Origin of the sequence: Rheinheimera soli (assembly GCF_031457405.1) — a bacterium.
In the GTDB taxonomy this organism is placed as follows: Bacteria; Pseudomonadota; Gammaproteobacteria; order Enterobacterales; family Alteromonadaceae; genus Pararheinheimera; species Pararheinheimera soli_A.
The window spans coordinates 81,389-98,925 of the sequence record NZ_JAVDWR010000010.1 but is presented as its reverse complement, the minus strand read 5'-3'; the positions used below and the strand labels follow the sequence as shown (position 1 = coordinate 98,925).

Genomic DNA, 17,537 nt, shown 5'->3' with positions numbered 1-17,537 from the left:
AAAATATCGTGTAAATTACAAAAAAAGGTCGCATCAGCGGCCTTTTTTTTCGCTCTTTTGCCTTTAAACCAGTAAAAACCGCCCCTTTCTGTAATTTTATTACAAATCAGTCTGTTCAGGGCTTCAGATAAAATAGTCAGTTAAATGCGCCAGACTGGTCTTGCAATTTCCGCCTGAACTGGGTATATCTAACTGGTTATTTATGGATAGACGTCTAAACGCCATAAAAACAACGATGCGGACCACCTAACTGACTGAAAGCAGAGCTGTTGTTTTCTTTCAGGGATAAAAACGCCAAACACAAGAATAATAATTCACAAAATATACATTTTTATTTACTTTTTAGTTTTCAGGACAGGTTGGAGGAAGAGTCATGGCGTTGTATCACCACAGTCAGGCAAGAGAGAACTGTGGCTTTGGTCTGATCGCTCATTTAGAAGGCGTCGCCAGCCACCGTATTGTGCGCACTGCTATCAGCGGTTTAGACCGCATGCAGCACAGAGGTGGAATTTCAGCGGATGGGAAAACAGGTGATGGTTGTGGCCTGTTAATGCAAAAACCCGATAGTTTTTTCCGTGCAATAGCAGAGGAGAAAGGCTGGGTTTTGGGCAAAAAGTATGGGGTGGGCATCTTCTTTTTTAGTCAGGATCCGGTGAAGGCTGAACTGGCTCGCGCTATTATTGAACAAGAAATTACCCGTGAGACACTGACTTTAGTCGGTTGGCGTGATATGCCAACGGACACATCAGTGCTGGGTGATTTGGCACTTACTTCTATGCCACAAATTAAGCAGGCTTTTGTCAGTGCCCAGCCAGGTTGGAACGAACACGATTTAGAGCGTCGCCTTTATATGGTCAGACGCCGTATCGAAAAGCAGCTGACAGATGATGCGGATTTTTATATTCCAAGTTTTTCTTGTCTGGTGACCGTATTTAAAGGTCTGATGATGCCGGCAGATCTGCCGCGTTTTTATCTGGACTTAGCAGATGTTCGGATGGAAACCGCCATTTGCGTATTTCACCAACGCTTCTCTACTAACACTATGCCACGTTGGGCTTTGGCTCAGCCATTCCGCTTTTTAGCGCATAACGGCGAAATTAATACCATTACAGGCAACAGACAATGGGCCCGCGCCCGTCAGTACAAGTTCTCTTCGCCTTTATTACCTGACTTAGCCACTGCTGCACCTTTTGTCAGCCAGTCGGGTTCAGATTCCAGCTCTTTAGATAATATGCTGGAATTGCTGCTGGCCGGTGGTATGGATTTATTCCGTGCTATGCGTTTACTGGTGCCACCAGCATGGCAAGGCAATAAGGTGATGGACGATAACTTAAAGGCTTTCTACGAGTTTAACTCCATGCATATGGAGCCTTGGGATGGTCCTGCCGGTATAGTCATGACCAATGGTCAGCATGTGGCCTGTAACTTAGACCGCAACGGCTTGCGCCCTGCCCGCTTTGTTATTACCAAAGATAAGTTAATTACGCTGGCTTCTGAAGTTGGCATTTGGGATTACACACCTGATGAAGTGCAGGAAAAAGGCCGCGTTGGCCCGGGCGAAATGCTGGCTGTGGATACGCAGACAGGAAAAATCTGGCGCTCAGAAGAAATTGACCAGGATTTAATGGTTCGCCACCCGTACCGCAAATGGTTGTCAGCTAACGTACAACGTTTAGTACCTTACGAACAGTTTGAAACTGACCTGATAGGCAAAAGGGTCTTTACTGACGATCAGATGATGGTGTTCCATAAGCTGTTTAACTACAGCTATGAAGAAATTGAACAGGTCGTGACAGTACTGGCAAAAGACGGCCAGGAAGCGGTAGGTTCTATGGGTGACGATACGCCAATGGCTGTATTGTCGCAAAAAACCCGTACTTTCTACGACTATTTCCGCCAGTTGTTTGCGCAGGTGACTAACCCGCCCATAGATCCACTACGTGAAGCCCACGTCATGTCGCTGGCGACCAGCATAGGCCGTGAACACAACGTCTTCAGTGAAACTGCAGGTTATGCCCGCCGTATTCAGTTTGAATCTCCTGTGATGATGTACAGCGATTTAAAACAGTTAAAAGCGGCTGACGAGAAATATTACAAACATCACACTATTTCCCTGAACTTCGATCCAAATGACGAAGATATGGAAACAGCTGTGCGCCGTGTTTGCGCTGAAGCTGTGCGTGTGGTGCGTGAAGATAAAGTGGTGCTGGTGATCTTAACAGACCGCCGTATTGAACAAGGCCTGATCCCTATTCCGGCCGCTATGGCTGTGGGCGCTGTACATCACGCTTTAGTGGATAACCAGTTACGCTGCGACTCGAACATTATTATCGAAACTGCAACGACCCGTGACCCGCATCACTTTGCTGTATTGGTAGGTTTAGGTGCTACAGGTATTTATCCATTCCTGGCTTATGAGACTATTGAGCAACTGGTGGAAAAAGGCAGTCTGAACCTGACCGCCCGTCAGGCCGTGCTGAATTACCGTAAAGGTATTAACAAGGGCCTGTACAAAATCATGTCAAAAATGGGGATTTCGACTGTAGCGAGTTATCGCTGTTCGAACCTGTTTGAGGCTGTGGGTATTCATCAGAATGTGATGAAGCTGTGTTTCCCTGATTTACCTTCACGTATTCAGGGTGCCGACTTTGCTGACTTCCAGCAGGACGTGCAAATCCGCGCCAACAGCGCCTGGTTGAAACGCAAACCACTGAATCACGGTGGCCAGCTGAAGTACGTACATGATGGCGAATACCACGCTTATAACCCTGATGTAGTGCAAAGCCTGCAAAAAGCCGTCCGCAGTGGCAAATATGCCGATTACAAAGTCTATTCCGACTTCGTAAATCAGCGCCCTGTAGCGCATTTACGCGACTTATTTTGCTTAAACAAAGCCAATGCCACTCCTGTCGCTTTAGATCAGGTGCAAGCTGCTGAGCAGCTGTATCCGCGTTTTGACAGCGCCGCTATGTCTATCGGTGCTTTAAGCCCTGAAGCGCATGAAGCTTTGGCTATAGCAATGAACCGTTTAGGTGGCCGTTCTAACTCAGGTGAAGGTGGTGAAGATCCACGCCGTTTTGGTACTGAGAAAAACAGTAAAATCAAACAGGTCGCTTCGGGTCGTTTTGGCGTCACACCTCATTATCTGGTGAATGCTGAAGTGATTCAGATCAAAGTAGCCCAAGGCGCTAAGCCCGGCGAAGGTGGCCAGTTGCCAGGTGAAAAAGTCACAGCTGAAATTGCGCGTCTGCGTTATTCAGTGCCAGGCGTGACACTGATTTCACCGCCGCCACATCACGATATTTATTCAATTGAAGATTTGGCTCAGCTGATTTTTGACTTAAAACAAGTGAACCCTGAAGCGCTGATTTCAGTGAAATTAGTGTCTGAACCAGGCGTAGGTACTATTGCGACCGGTGTGGCTAAAGCCTACGCCGATTTAATTACCGTATCAGGTTATGACGGTGGCACAGGTGCAAGCCCGCTGACGTCGGTCAAATATGCTGGTTCACCATGGGAGCTGGGTTTAGCTGAAGTGCATCAGGCTCTGGTTGAAAATGGTTTACGTGACCGGGTTCGGCTGCAGGTAGATGGCGGCTTAAAAACCGGTTTAGACGTCGTTAAAGCCGCTATTTTAGGTGCAGAAAGCTTTGGTTTTGGTACCGGCCCTATGGTGGCTTTAGGCTGCAAATTCTTACGGATTTGCCACCTGAATAACTGCGCGACCGGTGTAGCCACTCAGGATGAGACCTTACGCCGCGATCACTTTAACGGCTTACCAGAAATGGTGATGAACTACTTTAAGTTCTTATCGCACGAAGTGCGTGAGCTGATGGCTGAACTGGGCGTCACTTCACTGGAACAGTTAATAGGTCGTACTGATTTATTGTCTATCCGCGAAGGCCAAACGCAGAAACAAATGAAGTTAGACCTGAGCCCGATTTTATTGGCCTCTGGTGTTAAATCAGATAAATCCTTGTTCTGCGTACAAAACAATAACCCGTTCGATGATGGCGCTTTAAATCAGGAACTGGTGAAACGCTGCGCCGATATGGTGAAGTATAAAACCGGTGGCCGCTTAACTGTGCCTATCCGCAATACAGACCGTTCAGTGGGTGCGGCCTTGTCTGGTTTTATTGCCCGTCATCATGGCAATCAGGGCATGGCGACCGACCCTATTGTGATTAACTGCATAGGTACTGCAGGCCAGAGCTTTGGTGTCTGGAACGCCGGTGGTTTGCATTTATCTCTGCAAGGTGATGCCAACGACTATGTAGGTAAAGGCATGACAGGTGGCCAAATTGCTATATTCCCGCCTAAGGGAGTCAGCTATGCCAAAGACGACGCCACTATTGCAGGCAACACCTGTTTATATGGTGCAACTGGCGGCCGTTTCTACGCTGCTGGCCGTGCCGGTGAGCGTTTTGCCGTACGTAACTCAGGCGCCATAGTCGTTGTAGAAGGCACAGGCGATAACTGCTGTGAATATATGACAGGTGGTGTAGTGATGGTATTAGGTCAGACCGGCGTTAACTTTGGTGCTGGTATGACAGGCGGTTTTGCTTATTTATTAGATGAACAGGATGACTTATGCCTGCGGGTGAACCCTGAACTGGTGGAAGCGCTGGATGTCAGCACACCAATTCTGCAGGAACACTTACGTAGCTTGTTGCATCAACACGTTGAGGCTACCGGTAGCGAAAAAGCGCACCGGATCCTGACGGATTTCAACAACTACTTAAGCAAGTTCAAACTGGTTAAACCCAAAACAAGTGACGTCAACACCTTGCTTGGTCACCGCGCACGCTCTTCTGATGAGCTGCGGGTTCAGGCGATGTAAGGGAGGCAACTATGGCACAGAATGTTTATCAATTTATCGACGTAAAGCGGGTTGACCCACCAAAAAAGTCACACCGCGAGCGGACCATTGAGTTCGTAGAAATTTATCAGCCTATGACAGACACTCAGGCATCAGGTCAGGCTGACCGCTGTCTGGACTGTGGCAACCCTTACTGCGAATGGAAATGCCCTGTGCATAACTATATTCCGCAGTGGCTGAAGCTGGCGAACGAAGGCAAGATTATTGAAGCGGCTGAATTGTCGCATAAAACCAATAGCTTACCTGAAGTCTGTGGCCGGGTTTGCCCGCAGGATCGTTTGTGCGAAGGCGCCTGTACCATCAACGAAGGTTTTGGTGCAGTCACCATAGGTTCTATTGAAAAGTACATTAACGACAAAGCCTTTGAAATGGGCTGGCGGCCGGATTTATCGGCCGTAGTCAAAACCAGCTTAAAAGTTGCGGTGATAGGCGCAGGCCCTGCTGGTTTAGCTTGTGCTGACGTACTTATTCGTAATGGCGTTACCCCTGTGGTATTTGACCGTTATCCGGAAATTGGTGGCTTATTAACCTTTGGTATTCCACCTTTTAAACTGGAAAAAGATGTACTGAAACTACGCCGTGAAATCTTCACTGCTATGGGCATTGAGTTCCGTTTAAATACCACTGTGGGTGTGGATGTCAGTTTTGACAGCCTGCTGCAGGAATACGACTCAGTATTTCTTGCATTAGGGACTTACACCCCAATGCAAGGTGGTTTAGTTAACGAAAAAGCACCTGGTGTCTATGAAGCTTTGCCTTATCTGATTGGTAATATCAACCATCTGATGGGCTGGCAGACAGAACACCAGTATGTGAACCTTGCCGGTAAAAAAGTAGTGGTATTAGGCGGTGGAGACACCTCAATGGACTGCGTGCGTACTGCGATTCGTCAGGGCGCCAGCAAAGTCACATTAGCCTACCGCCGCGACGAAGCCAGCATGCCGGGTTCACGCAAAGAAGTACAAAATGCCCGCGAAGAAGGTGTGGAATTTATGTTTAACCTGCAGCCACTTGGCATCAGGTTAAACGACGAAGGCCATGCTTGTGGTATAGAAGTAGTGACAACTGCTATGGGAGCAGCCGATGCCAAAGGCCGTCGTAACGCCGAAGCAGTGCCGGGTTCAGAGCAGGTATTAGAGGCAGATGCTGTCATTGTCGCTTTTGGTTTCCAGCCAAGCCCACCACAGTGGTTAAAAGATATGGGTGTAGAGCTCGACGACAAAGGCCGCGTCGTGGCCAGTGAAAAAAGCACTTACCCACTTCAAACCAACCAGCAAAAAATCTTCGCAGGTGGCGATATGGTCTTAGGTTCAGATCTGGTAGTCACAGCTATAGCCCAGGGCCGTAAAGCGGCTGAGGGGATATTGGATTACCTAAACGTCTGATTTAGGCCTTCGCACTTGCTGTAGGGGGCGGGTTACGGGCAGGGACAAGCCCAGCCCCTACAGTACCTGCTCTTCTTAAATTCGAATAAATCCAAGGGCATCGGCTAACACTGATGCCCTTTTGTTTTCTTTTTTGTTTCCTTTTTCGTCCGAGCTACACCTAAAGTATATGCACCTTAAGTCTAAGTTCGCTTTGCATCATAATTCGCTAAAGTAAGGCGATAATAAAAGCATAGCTATAACTAAAAACTGACAGGGTACTCTATGACATCAATTACATCGCTTTATCAGCAGCACAAGCGGCTGGCCACTGATGATCCAGAGCATTTCTGGAGCCAGCAGGCCAATAAACTGGCCTGGTATCAAAAGCCGACCAGCATCTTAAAAAAGCTGGATGATCATCATTACCAATGGTTTAGCGACGGCGTGATGAACACCTGTTATATGGCGCTGGATCATCAGATTGAACAAGGCCGTGGTAATCAAACCGCTTTGATTTACGACTCCCCCGTCACAGGGCAAACCAAAAAATATAGTTACTTGCAGCTCTGGGATCAGGTCGCGCTTTTTGCTGGTGTGCTCAAAGCCAATGGTCTGGAAAAAGGTGATCGGGTAGTGATTTATATGCCGATGATCCCAGAAGCGGCCATAGCTATGCTGGCCGTGGCTCGTTTAGGTGCAGTGCATTCTGTTGTTTTTGGTGGTTTTTCGTCGCATGAACTGGCGATGCGTATCGATGATGCAACACCAAAACTTGTTATCAGCGCCTCCTGCGGTATCGAAATTAACCGCATTATTGCCTACAAACCGCTGTTGGATGAAGCTTTGCAAAAAGCCAGTCACAAGGTGCAGTGCAGTATTGTTTATCAGCGAGCGCGGCAGCCTTGCGATTTAGTTGCTGGGCGGGATCTGGACTGGCAGCAGCAAATGCTATTAGCAGAACCAGCAGCTTGTGTGCCGGTGCTTGCTACAGATCCGCTTTATATTCTGTATACCTCAGGCACTACAGGCAAACCCAAAGGCGTTGTGCGGGACAATGGTGGCCATGCTGTGGCGTTAAATTACAGTATGCAAGCTGTGTATGACACTAAGCCAGGCGATGTATTCTGGGCAGCCTCAGATGTCGGCTGGGTGGTTGGTCATTCTTATATTGTGTATGCGCCTTTATTGGCTGGCTGCACTACAGTGCTGTACGAAGGCAAACCTGTATTTACCCCAGATGCCAGTGCTTTTTGGCGGGTCTGCGCCGAACATAAAGTGAATGTATTGTTTGCAGCTCCCACCGCCTTTCGGGCTATTCGCAAAGAAGATCCGCAAGCGCTGCTGCAAACTTATGATTTATCTGCACTGAAGTATATTTTTATGGCAGGAGAGCGGCTTGATCCGGCAACTTATTTTTGGGTGGTCGAAAAGATTGGCAAACCAGTGATCGATCACTGGTGGCAAACTGAAACCGGCTGGCCTATCAGCGCCAATCCGGCCGGGCTTGAATTAATGAATGCCAAAGCAGGTTCATCCACAGTACCTGTACCGGGTTTTAAGGTTGAAATTCTGGATGAAAGCGGCCTGCCTGTGCCTGCCAATCAACAAGGTTATATAGCGCTGCAACTGCCGTTACCGCCTGGCTGCTTAAGCAGTATCTGGGGCAATGACGAACGTTTTGTCGATGGTTATTTATCCACTTTCCCAGGTTATTACGCCAGTGGCGATGGCGGTTACATAGACGAAGACGGTTATTTATTTGTGATGGGCCGCACTGACGATGTAATTAACGTAGCAGGCCACCGTTTATCCACAGGTGAAATGGAGCAAATAGTTGCCAGCCACCCTGCCGTCGCCGAATGTTGTGTGATAGGTATTTACGAGGCCATTAAAGGCCAACAACCTTTGGCTATGGTGCTGGTGAAAAATGGTGTGGATATCAGTGAAAGCCAGCTTGAGGCTGAACTTGTTGCTATGGTACGACAAGAAATAGGCGCTTTGGCTTGCTTTAAAAAAGCTATTATAGTCCAACGTTTACCTAAAACCCGCTCCGGCAAAATTTTACGTAAATTGCTGCGACAAATAGCCACTGGCAGCGACTATGCGGTGCCATCCACTATAGACGACCCGGCCTGTTTACCTGAGCTTGCAGAGCTGATGCAGCAAAAGGATTTAATTGGCACAGCCTGATCACTTTGCAGTAAAGTAAAACAAAGTTTTTACTAAGAAGCATTATGAGCAGTTATCAGCCACTACTGACCAAAGCACCAGCACAACTGATCCAAGCCAATGGCCAACCGGCCTTTGGCTTGTTTGATGGTTCAGTCCCGGATTTTAATCTGCAGACTTTTGTTTATCAGAATTTGATGGACAAAAAAGCCAACACCCTGGCCCGTTATTTTCACTACAAACAATTTCAGTTTATTTGTGTCACAGGCTCAGACTGGGTGCTGGCCGTGGCTATTGCCGATATTCGGTATGCCAATTCAGGTTTTGCTTATTTGTATCGTTTTGACACAAACCAGACTGTCAGCAAAGGGCTGTTATTGCCTGGCGCTTTGGGCTGTAAAATGAGTGATTCACCATCAGCAGGTGAAGCCAAACAGCAGTTTGCTGCTTATAAAGTCACAATAAAAACCAGCCCTAGTGACTGGCAATTAAACATAAATACCAATGAGTTAAAGGCAAATTTAACCATAGAAAAATCCAGCCAGATGCCTTTAGCTTTATGTGCCCCCACAGGCTATAACGGCTTTACTTATACCGAAAAATCCAATGCCTTGAAGGTTTCAGGTTCGATCGAACTTCAGGGTCACCCATTAGATTTAACTTTGGCTTTAGCTGGTTATGATTTTTCAGCTGGTTTTATGCGCCGCCAAACCAGTTGGCGCTGGGCCAGTATCAGTGCCATGGTTGACGGCAAAGCTTTTGGTTTGAATATGGCCGCAGGTGTCAATGAAACCGGCCTTTGTGAAAATGCGCTTTGGTTTGATGGCCACATTCAGCATCTAAGCCCCGCCTCTTTTGTGTTTGATCGCAAAGACAATACAAAACCATGGCAAGTCAGCAGTCTCTGCGGCGAAGTTCAGCTTGAATTTACCCCTTTGTATTGCCGTCAGGAAAAGGTCAATATAGGTTTACTTGCCAGTAACTTCCGCCAGTATGTTGGGCTTTATACTGGGTTTGTGGTACTTCAAAATGGCAGCACACTACAACTGAATAAAGTAAAAGGGTTGGCAGAAGATCATTATGCCAAGTGGTAACTTAGCGATTTTCTACTGGTCCGCCAGGCAAAAAATAACGTATGCAAATGCCTGTCCAACATATCAAGTAAATACGTAGTGAACACTTATAGCCCTGAAGATTTATCCCGCATTATTGAAATGGCATGGGAAGACAGAACACCTTTTGAAGCCATAGAAAACTTATACGGCTTAAACCAGCACCAACTGATTGATTTGATGCGTAAAGAGCTGAAAAGCGGCTCTTTTAAACTATGGCGTAAACGTACAACAGGCCGTACGACTAAACATTTAAAGCTACGCTCGCCTGAAATTAATCGTGCTTACTGCCCTACCCAGTACAAGAGATAAACAGTATGACTTTATTACCCTGGGCTCAAATGAGCAGCGAAATAAATACTGATTTGAGTCAGCGTATTGTACAAAGTCCAGAGCAAGCGCTTTGGTATGAGTCTCCTGCCAAAGATATTCACAGAAGGCCTTTAGACAGAATAGGTGCAGAAGTGGCCAAAGCCACCAGCATAGTGCGTTATTTAGCCGGCAGTCAGTTTGACTCACATCAGCATGGCGGCGGCGAAGAAATTCTGGTACTGGAAGGCACCTTTTCTGATGAACATGGCGATTACCCAGTTGGTACTTACTTACGTAATCCACCCGGCACTTCACACGCCCCTTTTTCCAAAGAGGGTTGTGTACTGTTGGTAAAACTATGGCAATTCAGTGAAGGCGATACGGAACAGCTTTGTATCAAACCAGAACAACAACAGTGGCTACCAGGTTTAGCGCCAGGCTTGCAGGTTCTGCCTTTGCATCAGTTTGATGGCATCAACACAGCCTTAGTGCGCTGGGCACCCAATACTCACTTTCAGCCTCATGTGCACGCAGGGGGTGAAGAAATTTATGTACTCGAAGGTCTGTTTCAGGACGAGTTTGGTAGCTACCCTAAAGGCAGTTGGTTACGCAACCCTGGCTTAAGCAAACACCAGCCTTTTACCGGCAGCGAAGGCGCATTGATTTATGTCAAAGTGGGGCATTTAGGGGCACAATTGCACGAGGGCTTTATTAACAAATAAACCTGATAAGGGAAATGTTATGAAAAATGAAAGTATTATATAAAGATTATATTGACCAACTTCAAACTATATCGTAATTTCCGTTAGCGCTTCTGGGCGCAATAAATTATAAAAATACGGAGATTTTATGAAATTAACTTTGGTTGCTGCAACCTCTGCTGTGTTGTTATCTTTAGTTACATCCCCAACAGTCCAGGCTCAATCTGGTTCTATAAATCCATGGAAACATTGTGGTATCGGCGCCATGATTTTTGATGACAATGGAACAGCTGCTGCCATCTCAAATATCATTTGGGACTTAGGTACTACAGCTGTTTCATCTAACATCAGCTCTGATAGCTCATGTAAAGGTAGCCGCGTAGCTGCAGCTCAGTTTATCAATGACACTATAGTGACTATTGAAGAAGAGACTGTATCTGGCCACGGTGAGTATCTGACTGCCGCTTTAAATATGATGGGTTGCGACGCAGAAGCTCATTCAGCCATTATTGAACAGGTTCGTACTGATATTGATTTAGACATTGAAGGCAACTCAGCAAAAGCAGAAGCTTTTTACCTGCAGCTCGACGCTAAAGTATCAGGTGACTTTGCGGCTCAATGTAAGTTGATTTAACTGGCTATTTGATCTCAACAAACCCGCTTCGCTGCGGGTTTTTATTTTTGTGGCTCTGTATGTATATATTTTCAATATATTCTTTTGTTGCATTCTTGTTTATGCTTCCGCTTATTGTTCAGGCCAATCTTCTTTGGCCAACACCAGTCAAAATAGCTGAATTGAGTCAAGACCCTTATTGGCTGGCTTTATTACATATGAGGGACACTACCTCAGGCAGCGAAATAATAGACCCAGAGTTTTTTCTTGCAACAAAAGGCTCTCAGGATGCAAAAGCTGAGCTTGCAACAACTCTGCACAGCTTTTTTATGGCGGCAGAAAGCGACAAAAATACACATAGCCAATGCCGTTTTCCTGCACGTTTTAACTGGTTAAAACAGCAATTACCAGAACTGCTTTCACAGGCTCCACAAATCCAATGCCCTTTACTGAGTGAATGGACGGATAAAGATCAAATTAGTTCTGTCAGCGCTATTTTTGCCAGTGGTTACCTTGGTAACCCTGCTTCATTTTATGGCCATGTGCTATTGAAATTTAACAGTTCCTCCGGGTCGAAAAATATTCTTCAGCAACAAAGCCTTAACTTTGGTGCCGCTGTACCTGAGAAAGAAAATCCTTTGATTTACATCACCAAAGGTATATTCGGTGGTTACGATGCGATGTTTTCACATGGCCTGTTTTATCTGAATGTACAAAGTTATGGTGAGGCAGAATTACGGGATCTGTGGGAATACAAATTGGACCTGCAGCCAGAACAAGTGAAGAGTCTTAGTTTACATGCGTGGGAGCTGATAGGCCGCAACTATCAGTACTTTTTCTTTAAACAAAACTGTGCCTTTCGTATGGCTGAATTACTGGAGCTGGTGGTCAATGCTGAGCTGATCAACAAAAATCAGCCCTGGGCTCTGCCTGTGTCAATTTTCCATAATCTGGCGACGGTACAACAGCAAGGAAATCCTTTGGTTGAAGATGTGGTGCAACACCCTTCACGACAACAAAGATTTCATCAGGCTTATCTTGATTTGCCAGAGCCAATAAAAGAGTTGGTTGCAGTGATGGTGCAACAAGGATTCATCACAGAGCTACCAGACTATCAACAGTTGCCTGTTGCACAAAAGGTAAAAGTGTTGCAGCTGTTGTTTGATTATCTTGAGTTCTTACGGATCAGCAAACACGAATTGTACTCAGAACAAGCCAAGAGAGAGCTATTAAAAGCGCGGCTGATTTTGCCTGCGGCTACAGAAAACCCTGTGTATAACACTGCCGCAGCTCCTCACCAAAGCACTTTACCTTCATTACTGCAGCTCAGTGCAATCAGCCATCAGCAACGGGCGGCTTTGCAACTCAGATTCAGAGCAACCTACTACGATATGTTGACCAGCGATACAGCCCGTGTCCCCTACTCTGCGCTATCGATGTTTGATCTGAAATTACGTTGGCAAGATGGCAAAGCTGACTTGCATAGCTTTGAGCTGCTGAACATAGAAAACATGAACCTATCGGTGACAGGACTACCAGCAGACGGCGGTTATGCCTGGAAAATGAATATTGCGTACAAACCACAAGATTTAAGCTGCTGGTATTGTCAGAGCCTGCAATTTAATGCGGGTTTAGGCAACGCAGCTCAATGGCAGGCTAGCCTTTGGTATCTAATGCTTGATGGCCGTTTGCACCAGGATCGTTTTGAAACGGGTGTCACTTCAGCAGAACCAAGAGTTGGTGTAGTGACTGATGTCACCCCTTGGTGGCGCAGCCAACTGGAACTAGGTTACAGATATTACTTTTTTGGTGATCAACAGAAATTTGTCAGCAGCAAATGGTTAAACCGTTTTGGCCAGCACAAAAACTGGGATCTGCGTTTTAGTGTAGAAAAACAAAAAGAGACCGAAGTAGGTCTCTCTTTTGGATATTATTGGTAACACTTACAACTTTTTACTTAATTCACCACAGCCACTAAATCTGAGCGAATGAAATCAGATAACACAGCCTGATGTTGTTGCGCCCACAAGCCCATAGCACGGCCATCTCCTGTGGTAACTTGTTCGATAAAAGCGCTGGATAAGGCCTGTGTGGCGGCTTTGATCACTTGCTGTTGTGGCGCTACGTCTTCACTGCGGCGCCAGCCTGAAAAAATGTTGTGGCTGCCTGAGCTGAACACTGCCAGTACTTTGTAACTGCTGGCCATAGCGTAATACAGCTCAAATCTGTCTGCCGGAGATGAATAATACCCCGGCACTTTAATTTCATCTTCAGTGGTGGTGATATGTAAAGTGGGGATAGTCACTGCTGCCAGCACTTGATCCAAAGGCTGATCGTTATAAAAAGGCGGGGCTGAAATTAAAATAGCAGCTTTAATCCTGTCATCTTTCAGGCTGACTAATTCACCCTTTTGCTCCACCTGAGCACCACTTAATAACATTGAGGTATTAGCGCCATAGGAATGGCCCGCCATCATAATATTCTGCTCGTCGAAATCTGCTGCGTATTCAGAGGCCAGAATTTTATCCAAAGCAAACTTCACATCTTGTACCCGGGCTAAAGCTTCGCTTGCATCCGCAGCATCCATTAAACGCAAAGGCAATAACAACCTGTTACCACGCCATACTTTGCGGTCACTGCCGTCGTGTTGCACATGCAAACTGGCATAACCCTGACTGGCCCAGTACTGACCTAAATAAGCGTAACGCTCTTTCGAGCCGCCTAAACCGTGAGAAAATACGATCAAGGCTTTGGCTTTTTTCTGATGGGCAGGTTTAAACAACAAAGCCGGCACGACCCGCTTCCTGCTTTGATCCAGCCAATCAAAACTGATTTCGTCGATAGTCAGCGATAAGCTTTGAGCAACTTCAGTAGAATGCAGCACAGAGGGTAAATTTAATTGCTGCTGCCAGACCACAGAAGTTAAGGCCTGTTTTTGCGAACAGCCACTTAAAGACATCAGCAGAAGTCCTGTTAATGCAGCTAAGCCTAAAGCTTTTATCCCGGTCACAGTTCGCATATAAATCCTCTTTACTAAAATCTGACAGCACTTGCCAGCCTGACTGGGTACGGACAGAACTGAAGAAGGATCTGTCCTATATACCCAAGTGACGCAAGTATCGGCTTTGCTTGCTCAATTAAAAAGCGATAAAAATTGATAAGGCTGTTCAATAAATTCGAACAGAGTTTTTAGGTGTAGAAATTTTATTGGATTTATCAGTTTGAGCGTTGCATCTGCCATTCAGCCAGCTAAGGTTAGAGCAGGTGCTTTCTGCTTGAGCTGTTATGACCTTCCGCCAAAACCCTTTGTTCCACACTTTGTTTTTTCTGGCCTTATGTGCAGGGCTGCTCGTTGCATTGCTGCTGGTCCATCTGATGCCACAGCAGATGTTAAAACCCCTCAATCCACTGCATTATTTTCCTGTCACTGAACAAAGTTCAGAATTACAGCAGGTGCTGCTCCAGCCAACCGATCAATGGCAACTCCTGCCGGGCTCAACCGCCAGTCTGGGTTATCAGCAAAGTTCCTACTGGTATAAAACCCGGCTGAGCGCCAGCAGCACAGAAACAGCCTTGTCGGTGCAGGCGCCCTTTTTAGATCAGGTTGAACTTTATGTACTGGATCGGCAATTAAAGCTGCTGCACAGCTATCAGCTTGGAGACAGGCAACTCTATAAGCTGCGACCTTTACCCACGCTGAATTTTGTTATTCCGCTGCCAGCCAGTACAGAAGATTTGTGGCTTTTTGCTAAAGTGACCAATCAGGGAGCCAATATGTTGCCGCTGCAACGCAGCAGCACCCGGGAAATGGAGCAGCAGGAACATCAGGCGGTGTTTATCCAAAGCCTGTTCAGCGGTATTTTTTCATGCCTGATTGCACTTTCCGCCGGACTTTATCTGATTTATCGCCATGGCTATTTTTTGGCTTTTTCCGGCATGTTTTTTACAGTGGTGTTAATACAGCTGGAAATTAACGGATTATTGTTTGCTTATGTCTGGCCAAACTCACCTGACTTCAATCTGGTGATTGAATATGGAGCAGTGCTGGGTTCTTTATTCGCATCTGTTTTTATGCTGTCATTTTTCCGCACCACCGACAGCCCCAACTGGTTGATGTGGCCTTTTCAGTTGATCCGGATTTTTGCTGTGTTATTGCTGTTTGCCAGCCCTTGGTTGGGTGGCTATTGGCTGAAGAAAACCGGAGTAGAGTTAACGGCTTTAACGGGCTGCCTGATGTTGCTTGCCAGTTTCTGGTTACTGCATAAACGCCATGCTCATGCGTTGTTTCTGTCAATGGCATTATTAACCATGCTGACTGGTGTGGCTGTGATGATACTGCGTAGTAAAGGTTACCTGCCTGAAGTAGTGCTGACCAATTCAGCTATGGAAGTAGGCAATGCCTTAGCTGCATTGTTTTTTGTGTTTGCCATGCTGCAGAATTTATATATGGAAAAAAATAAAAAAATTGCATTTCAGCAGCAAATTCTTGATCAGCAACAGCATATTCAAAACATGCAGCAGAAAGCTCTGGATCTGGCACTGAAAGAACATGTTTCTGATTTACCGAATAAACAAGCGCTACTCAACAGGCTGGAACAACTGGATCAACAACGAAACAGTGATTTTTATCTGGTGATGATAGAACATCAACGATTTCGGCAGATTGAACGGGCTTTAGGGGTGGAAGAAGCCAATCACACCATTATAGGTTTTAGCAAACTACTCAAACGCTGGGGTGAACAGCAACGCCAGACAGAAGCACAGTACCCCAGTTTGTTTGCGCTGGAACGGGATAGTTATGCTGTGCTGATTGCTCCAACGGATTTTCGTTCACAGTTTGAACTACTAAGGCACCAACTGGACGCTTTGTTAAAAGTAGACAATCTGCAACTGGATTTAGGCACTGTATACAGCTCTGTGCATTATCCGGCCGATTGCCCCAAAGCCGTTGATACTCTGGATTTAGCTTTAGCCGCCATAGAACATGCCGACAGAGCTGGCGACTACCTGCCTTATGAGCCTTTGTATCTGGAACACAATCTGGAGCATATCCACTTATTGTCTGAGCTGAATATCGCACTGCAGGACGACTTACTGGAGCTCTATGTGCAGCCTATTCTGGATATGAAACAACAAAAAATTCATGCTGCTGAGTTACTGATCCGCTGGTATCACCCCAAAATGGGCCAGATAGCACCTGATGATTTTATTCCATTAGCTGAACAAACCGGCATGATCAGTCAGGTCACCGAATGGGTGCTGGATAAAAGCCTGATCCTGCAAAAACAACTGACAGATGCCGGCGCTCATCTGCGTTTGTCGATGAATATATCTCCGCTGGATTTACGTAACACAGCTTTAATTTCAAGGGTCATAGAAGCGGTCAAAAGCACCAGTTACTCTAGTGTACCGCTGCAACTGGAGCTGACCGAAACTGCTTTTGTTGATTTAGTCAAAGACTCAGAACAAGCACTTAAACTATTGGAGCGCTCTAATATTCGGATCTCTTTGGATGATTTTGGTGTGGGGCAATCTTCTTTAGCCCGTTTACAGGGTTTACCTTTAGGTGAGCTAAAAATTGACAGGGATTTGTTATGCCAGGCAGTGCGGTTAAATGACGATACGGTTTTAAGATACGCCGTCATGTTAGGCAAGTCTTTGCAACTTTATACAGTGATAGAAGGAGTAGAGACCTTAAAAGAGCTGGAGTTTGCCCGACGTTTAGGCGCTGATGCAGTGCAGGGTTATTTGCTGGCTAAACCTATGCCTTTTGCCACTTTTAGCCAATGGCTGCTTGATTTTGACCAGCAAGGTTTCAGGTTAAGCTGAACTCCGCCACACAAGCTGATACAGAGGCAGGCATAAGCCCGCCTCTGTAGCATTATAAAGTCAGGGGATAAACAGCATCAGCTGGTTTTGCTTTTTACCAGCAGCAATCCAACCATAGCGGAACTGATCACTACTGTTTGTCCTGGTTCGACAAGCAGGGCGACATCTTCCGGATCTAACCTGACCCGCCATTCCAGACCACAAAACTGAATATGACTGTCACTGTCTTTATTTGCTTGCTCAGTCAACACCAGCTCTGTACCAACAAAATCAGAAATAGCGCTGTCTTCCTGCAAACGGATGCCGGTTTTTTGCAGTTTACGCAAAGGCTTCCACAGCAACACAGCAGATAAAGCCGTTAACATAGCCAAACTAAGCAGAACCAGACTGGTGTCATCCGGCAACCAGCCAAACCACATCAGGGCGGCGCTGACAAAGGCTGCAATAGCCAAAGACAGTAATACTTCCAATACACCAGGAATCGCAAAAGGCAATAAAGCCAGACACAACAAAGCCAGAAGTAATAAGCCGGATAACAGATTCAGTTCCATAGAT

Annotated in this window: 11 protein-coding genes; 9 read left to right on the top strand and 2 right to left on the bottom strand. The window is 46.2% G+C overall.

Annotation, left to right across the window (positions count from 1 at the left end):
* The first annotated feature begins 373 nt into the window (after positions 1–373).
* The 8 genes from gltB to J2W69_RS14275 all read left to right on the top strand — a co-directional run bounded on the left by gltB (position 374) and on the right by J2W69_RS14275 (position 13,093).
* On the top strand, positions 374–4,840 hold the full coding sequence (gene gltB, locus J2W69_RS14310) for a glutamate synthase large subunit (protein ID WP_310279695.1): 4,467 nt from the start codon (positions 374–376) through the stop codon (positions 4,838–4,840).
* An 11-nt stretch (positions 4,841–4,851) separates the two neighbouring features.
* Positions 4,852–6,264, top strand: coding sequence for an FAD-dependent oxidoreductase (locus tag J2W69_RS14305; protein ID WP_310279693.1), 1,413 nt, complete (start codon positions 4,852–4,854; stop codon positions 6,262–6,264).
* Positions 6,265–6,528: 264 nt separating this feature from the next.
* Complete coding sequence (locus J2W69_RS14300) at positions 6,529–8,436, top strand: propionyl-CoA synthetase (RefSeq protein ID WP_310279691.1); 1,908 nt, start codon at positions 6,529–6,531, stop codon at positions 8,434–8,436.
* Positions 8,437–8,480: 44 nt separating this feature from the next.
* Positions 8,481–9,509: a DUF2804 domain-containing protein gene (locus J2W69_RS14295; RefSeq protein WP_310279689.1), complete on the top strand. Its 1,029-nt coding sequence runs from the start codon at positions 8,481–8,483 to the stop codon at positions 9,507–9,509.
* A 78-nt stretch (positions 9,510–9,587) separates the two neighbouring features.
* Entirely contained in the window at positions 9,588–9,839 is a 252-nt protein-coding gene (locus tag J2W69_RS14290; RefSeq protein WP_310279687.1) for a TIGR03643 family protein, read from the top strand.
* 5 nt (positions 9,840–9,844) lie between these two features.
* Positions 9,845–10,561 (top strand): cupin domain-containing protein, encoded by a 717-nt coding sequence (locus J2W69_RS14285; protein ID WP_310279685.1) that lies wholly within the window; start codon positions 9,845–9,847, stop codon positions 10,559–10,561.
* 127 nt (positions 10,562–10,688) lie between these two features.
* Complete coding sequence (locus J2W69_RS14280; RefSeq protein WP_310279682.1) at positions 10,689–11,174, top strand: DUF3015 family protein; 486 nt, start codon at positions 10,689–10,691, stop codon at positions 11,172–11,174.
* Between the two features lie 101 nt (positions 11,175–11,275).
* Positions 11,276–13,093 carry an Lnb N-terminal periplasmic domain-containing protein gene (locus J2W69_RS14275; RefSeq protein WP_310279680.1) on the top strand — a complete coding sequence of 606 codons (1,818 nt, stop codon included), beginning with the start codon at positions 11,276–11,278 and terminating at the stop codon, positions 13,091–13,093.
* 17 nt (positions 13,094–13,110) lie between these two features.
* Here J2W69_RS14275 and J2W69_RS14270 read toward each other — a convergent pair whose 3' ends face one another.
* The gene (locus J2W69_RS14270; protein WP_310279678.1) at positions 13,111–14,172 is read right to left on the bottom strand and encodes an alpha/beta hydrolase family protein; all 1,062 of its coding nucleotides are present in this window, start codon (positions 14,170–14,172) and stop codon (positions 13,111–13,113) included.
* Positions 14,173–14,438: 266 nt separating this feature from the next.
* Here J2W69_RS14270 and J2W69_RS14265 point away from each other — a divergent pair, with 266 nt between their 5' ends.
* The gene (locus J2W69_RS14265) at positions 14,439–16,982 is read left to right on the top strand and encodes an EAL domain-containing protein (protein ID WP_310279676.1); all 2,544 of its coding nucleotides are present in this window, start codon (positions 14,439–14,441) and stop codon (positions 16,980–16,982) included.
* A gap of 77 nt (positions 16,983–17,059) precedes the next feature.
* Here the strand turns inward: J2W69_RS14265 and J2W69_RS14260 are convergent, their stop codons facing one another.
* Entirely contained in the window at positions 17,060–17,533 is a 474-nt protein-coding gene (locus J2W69_RS14260; protein ID WP_310279675.1) for an NfeD family protein, read from the bottom strand.
* Positions 17,534–17,537: the final 4 nt, after the last annotated feature.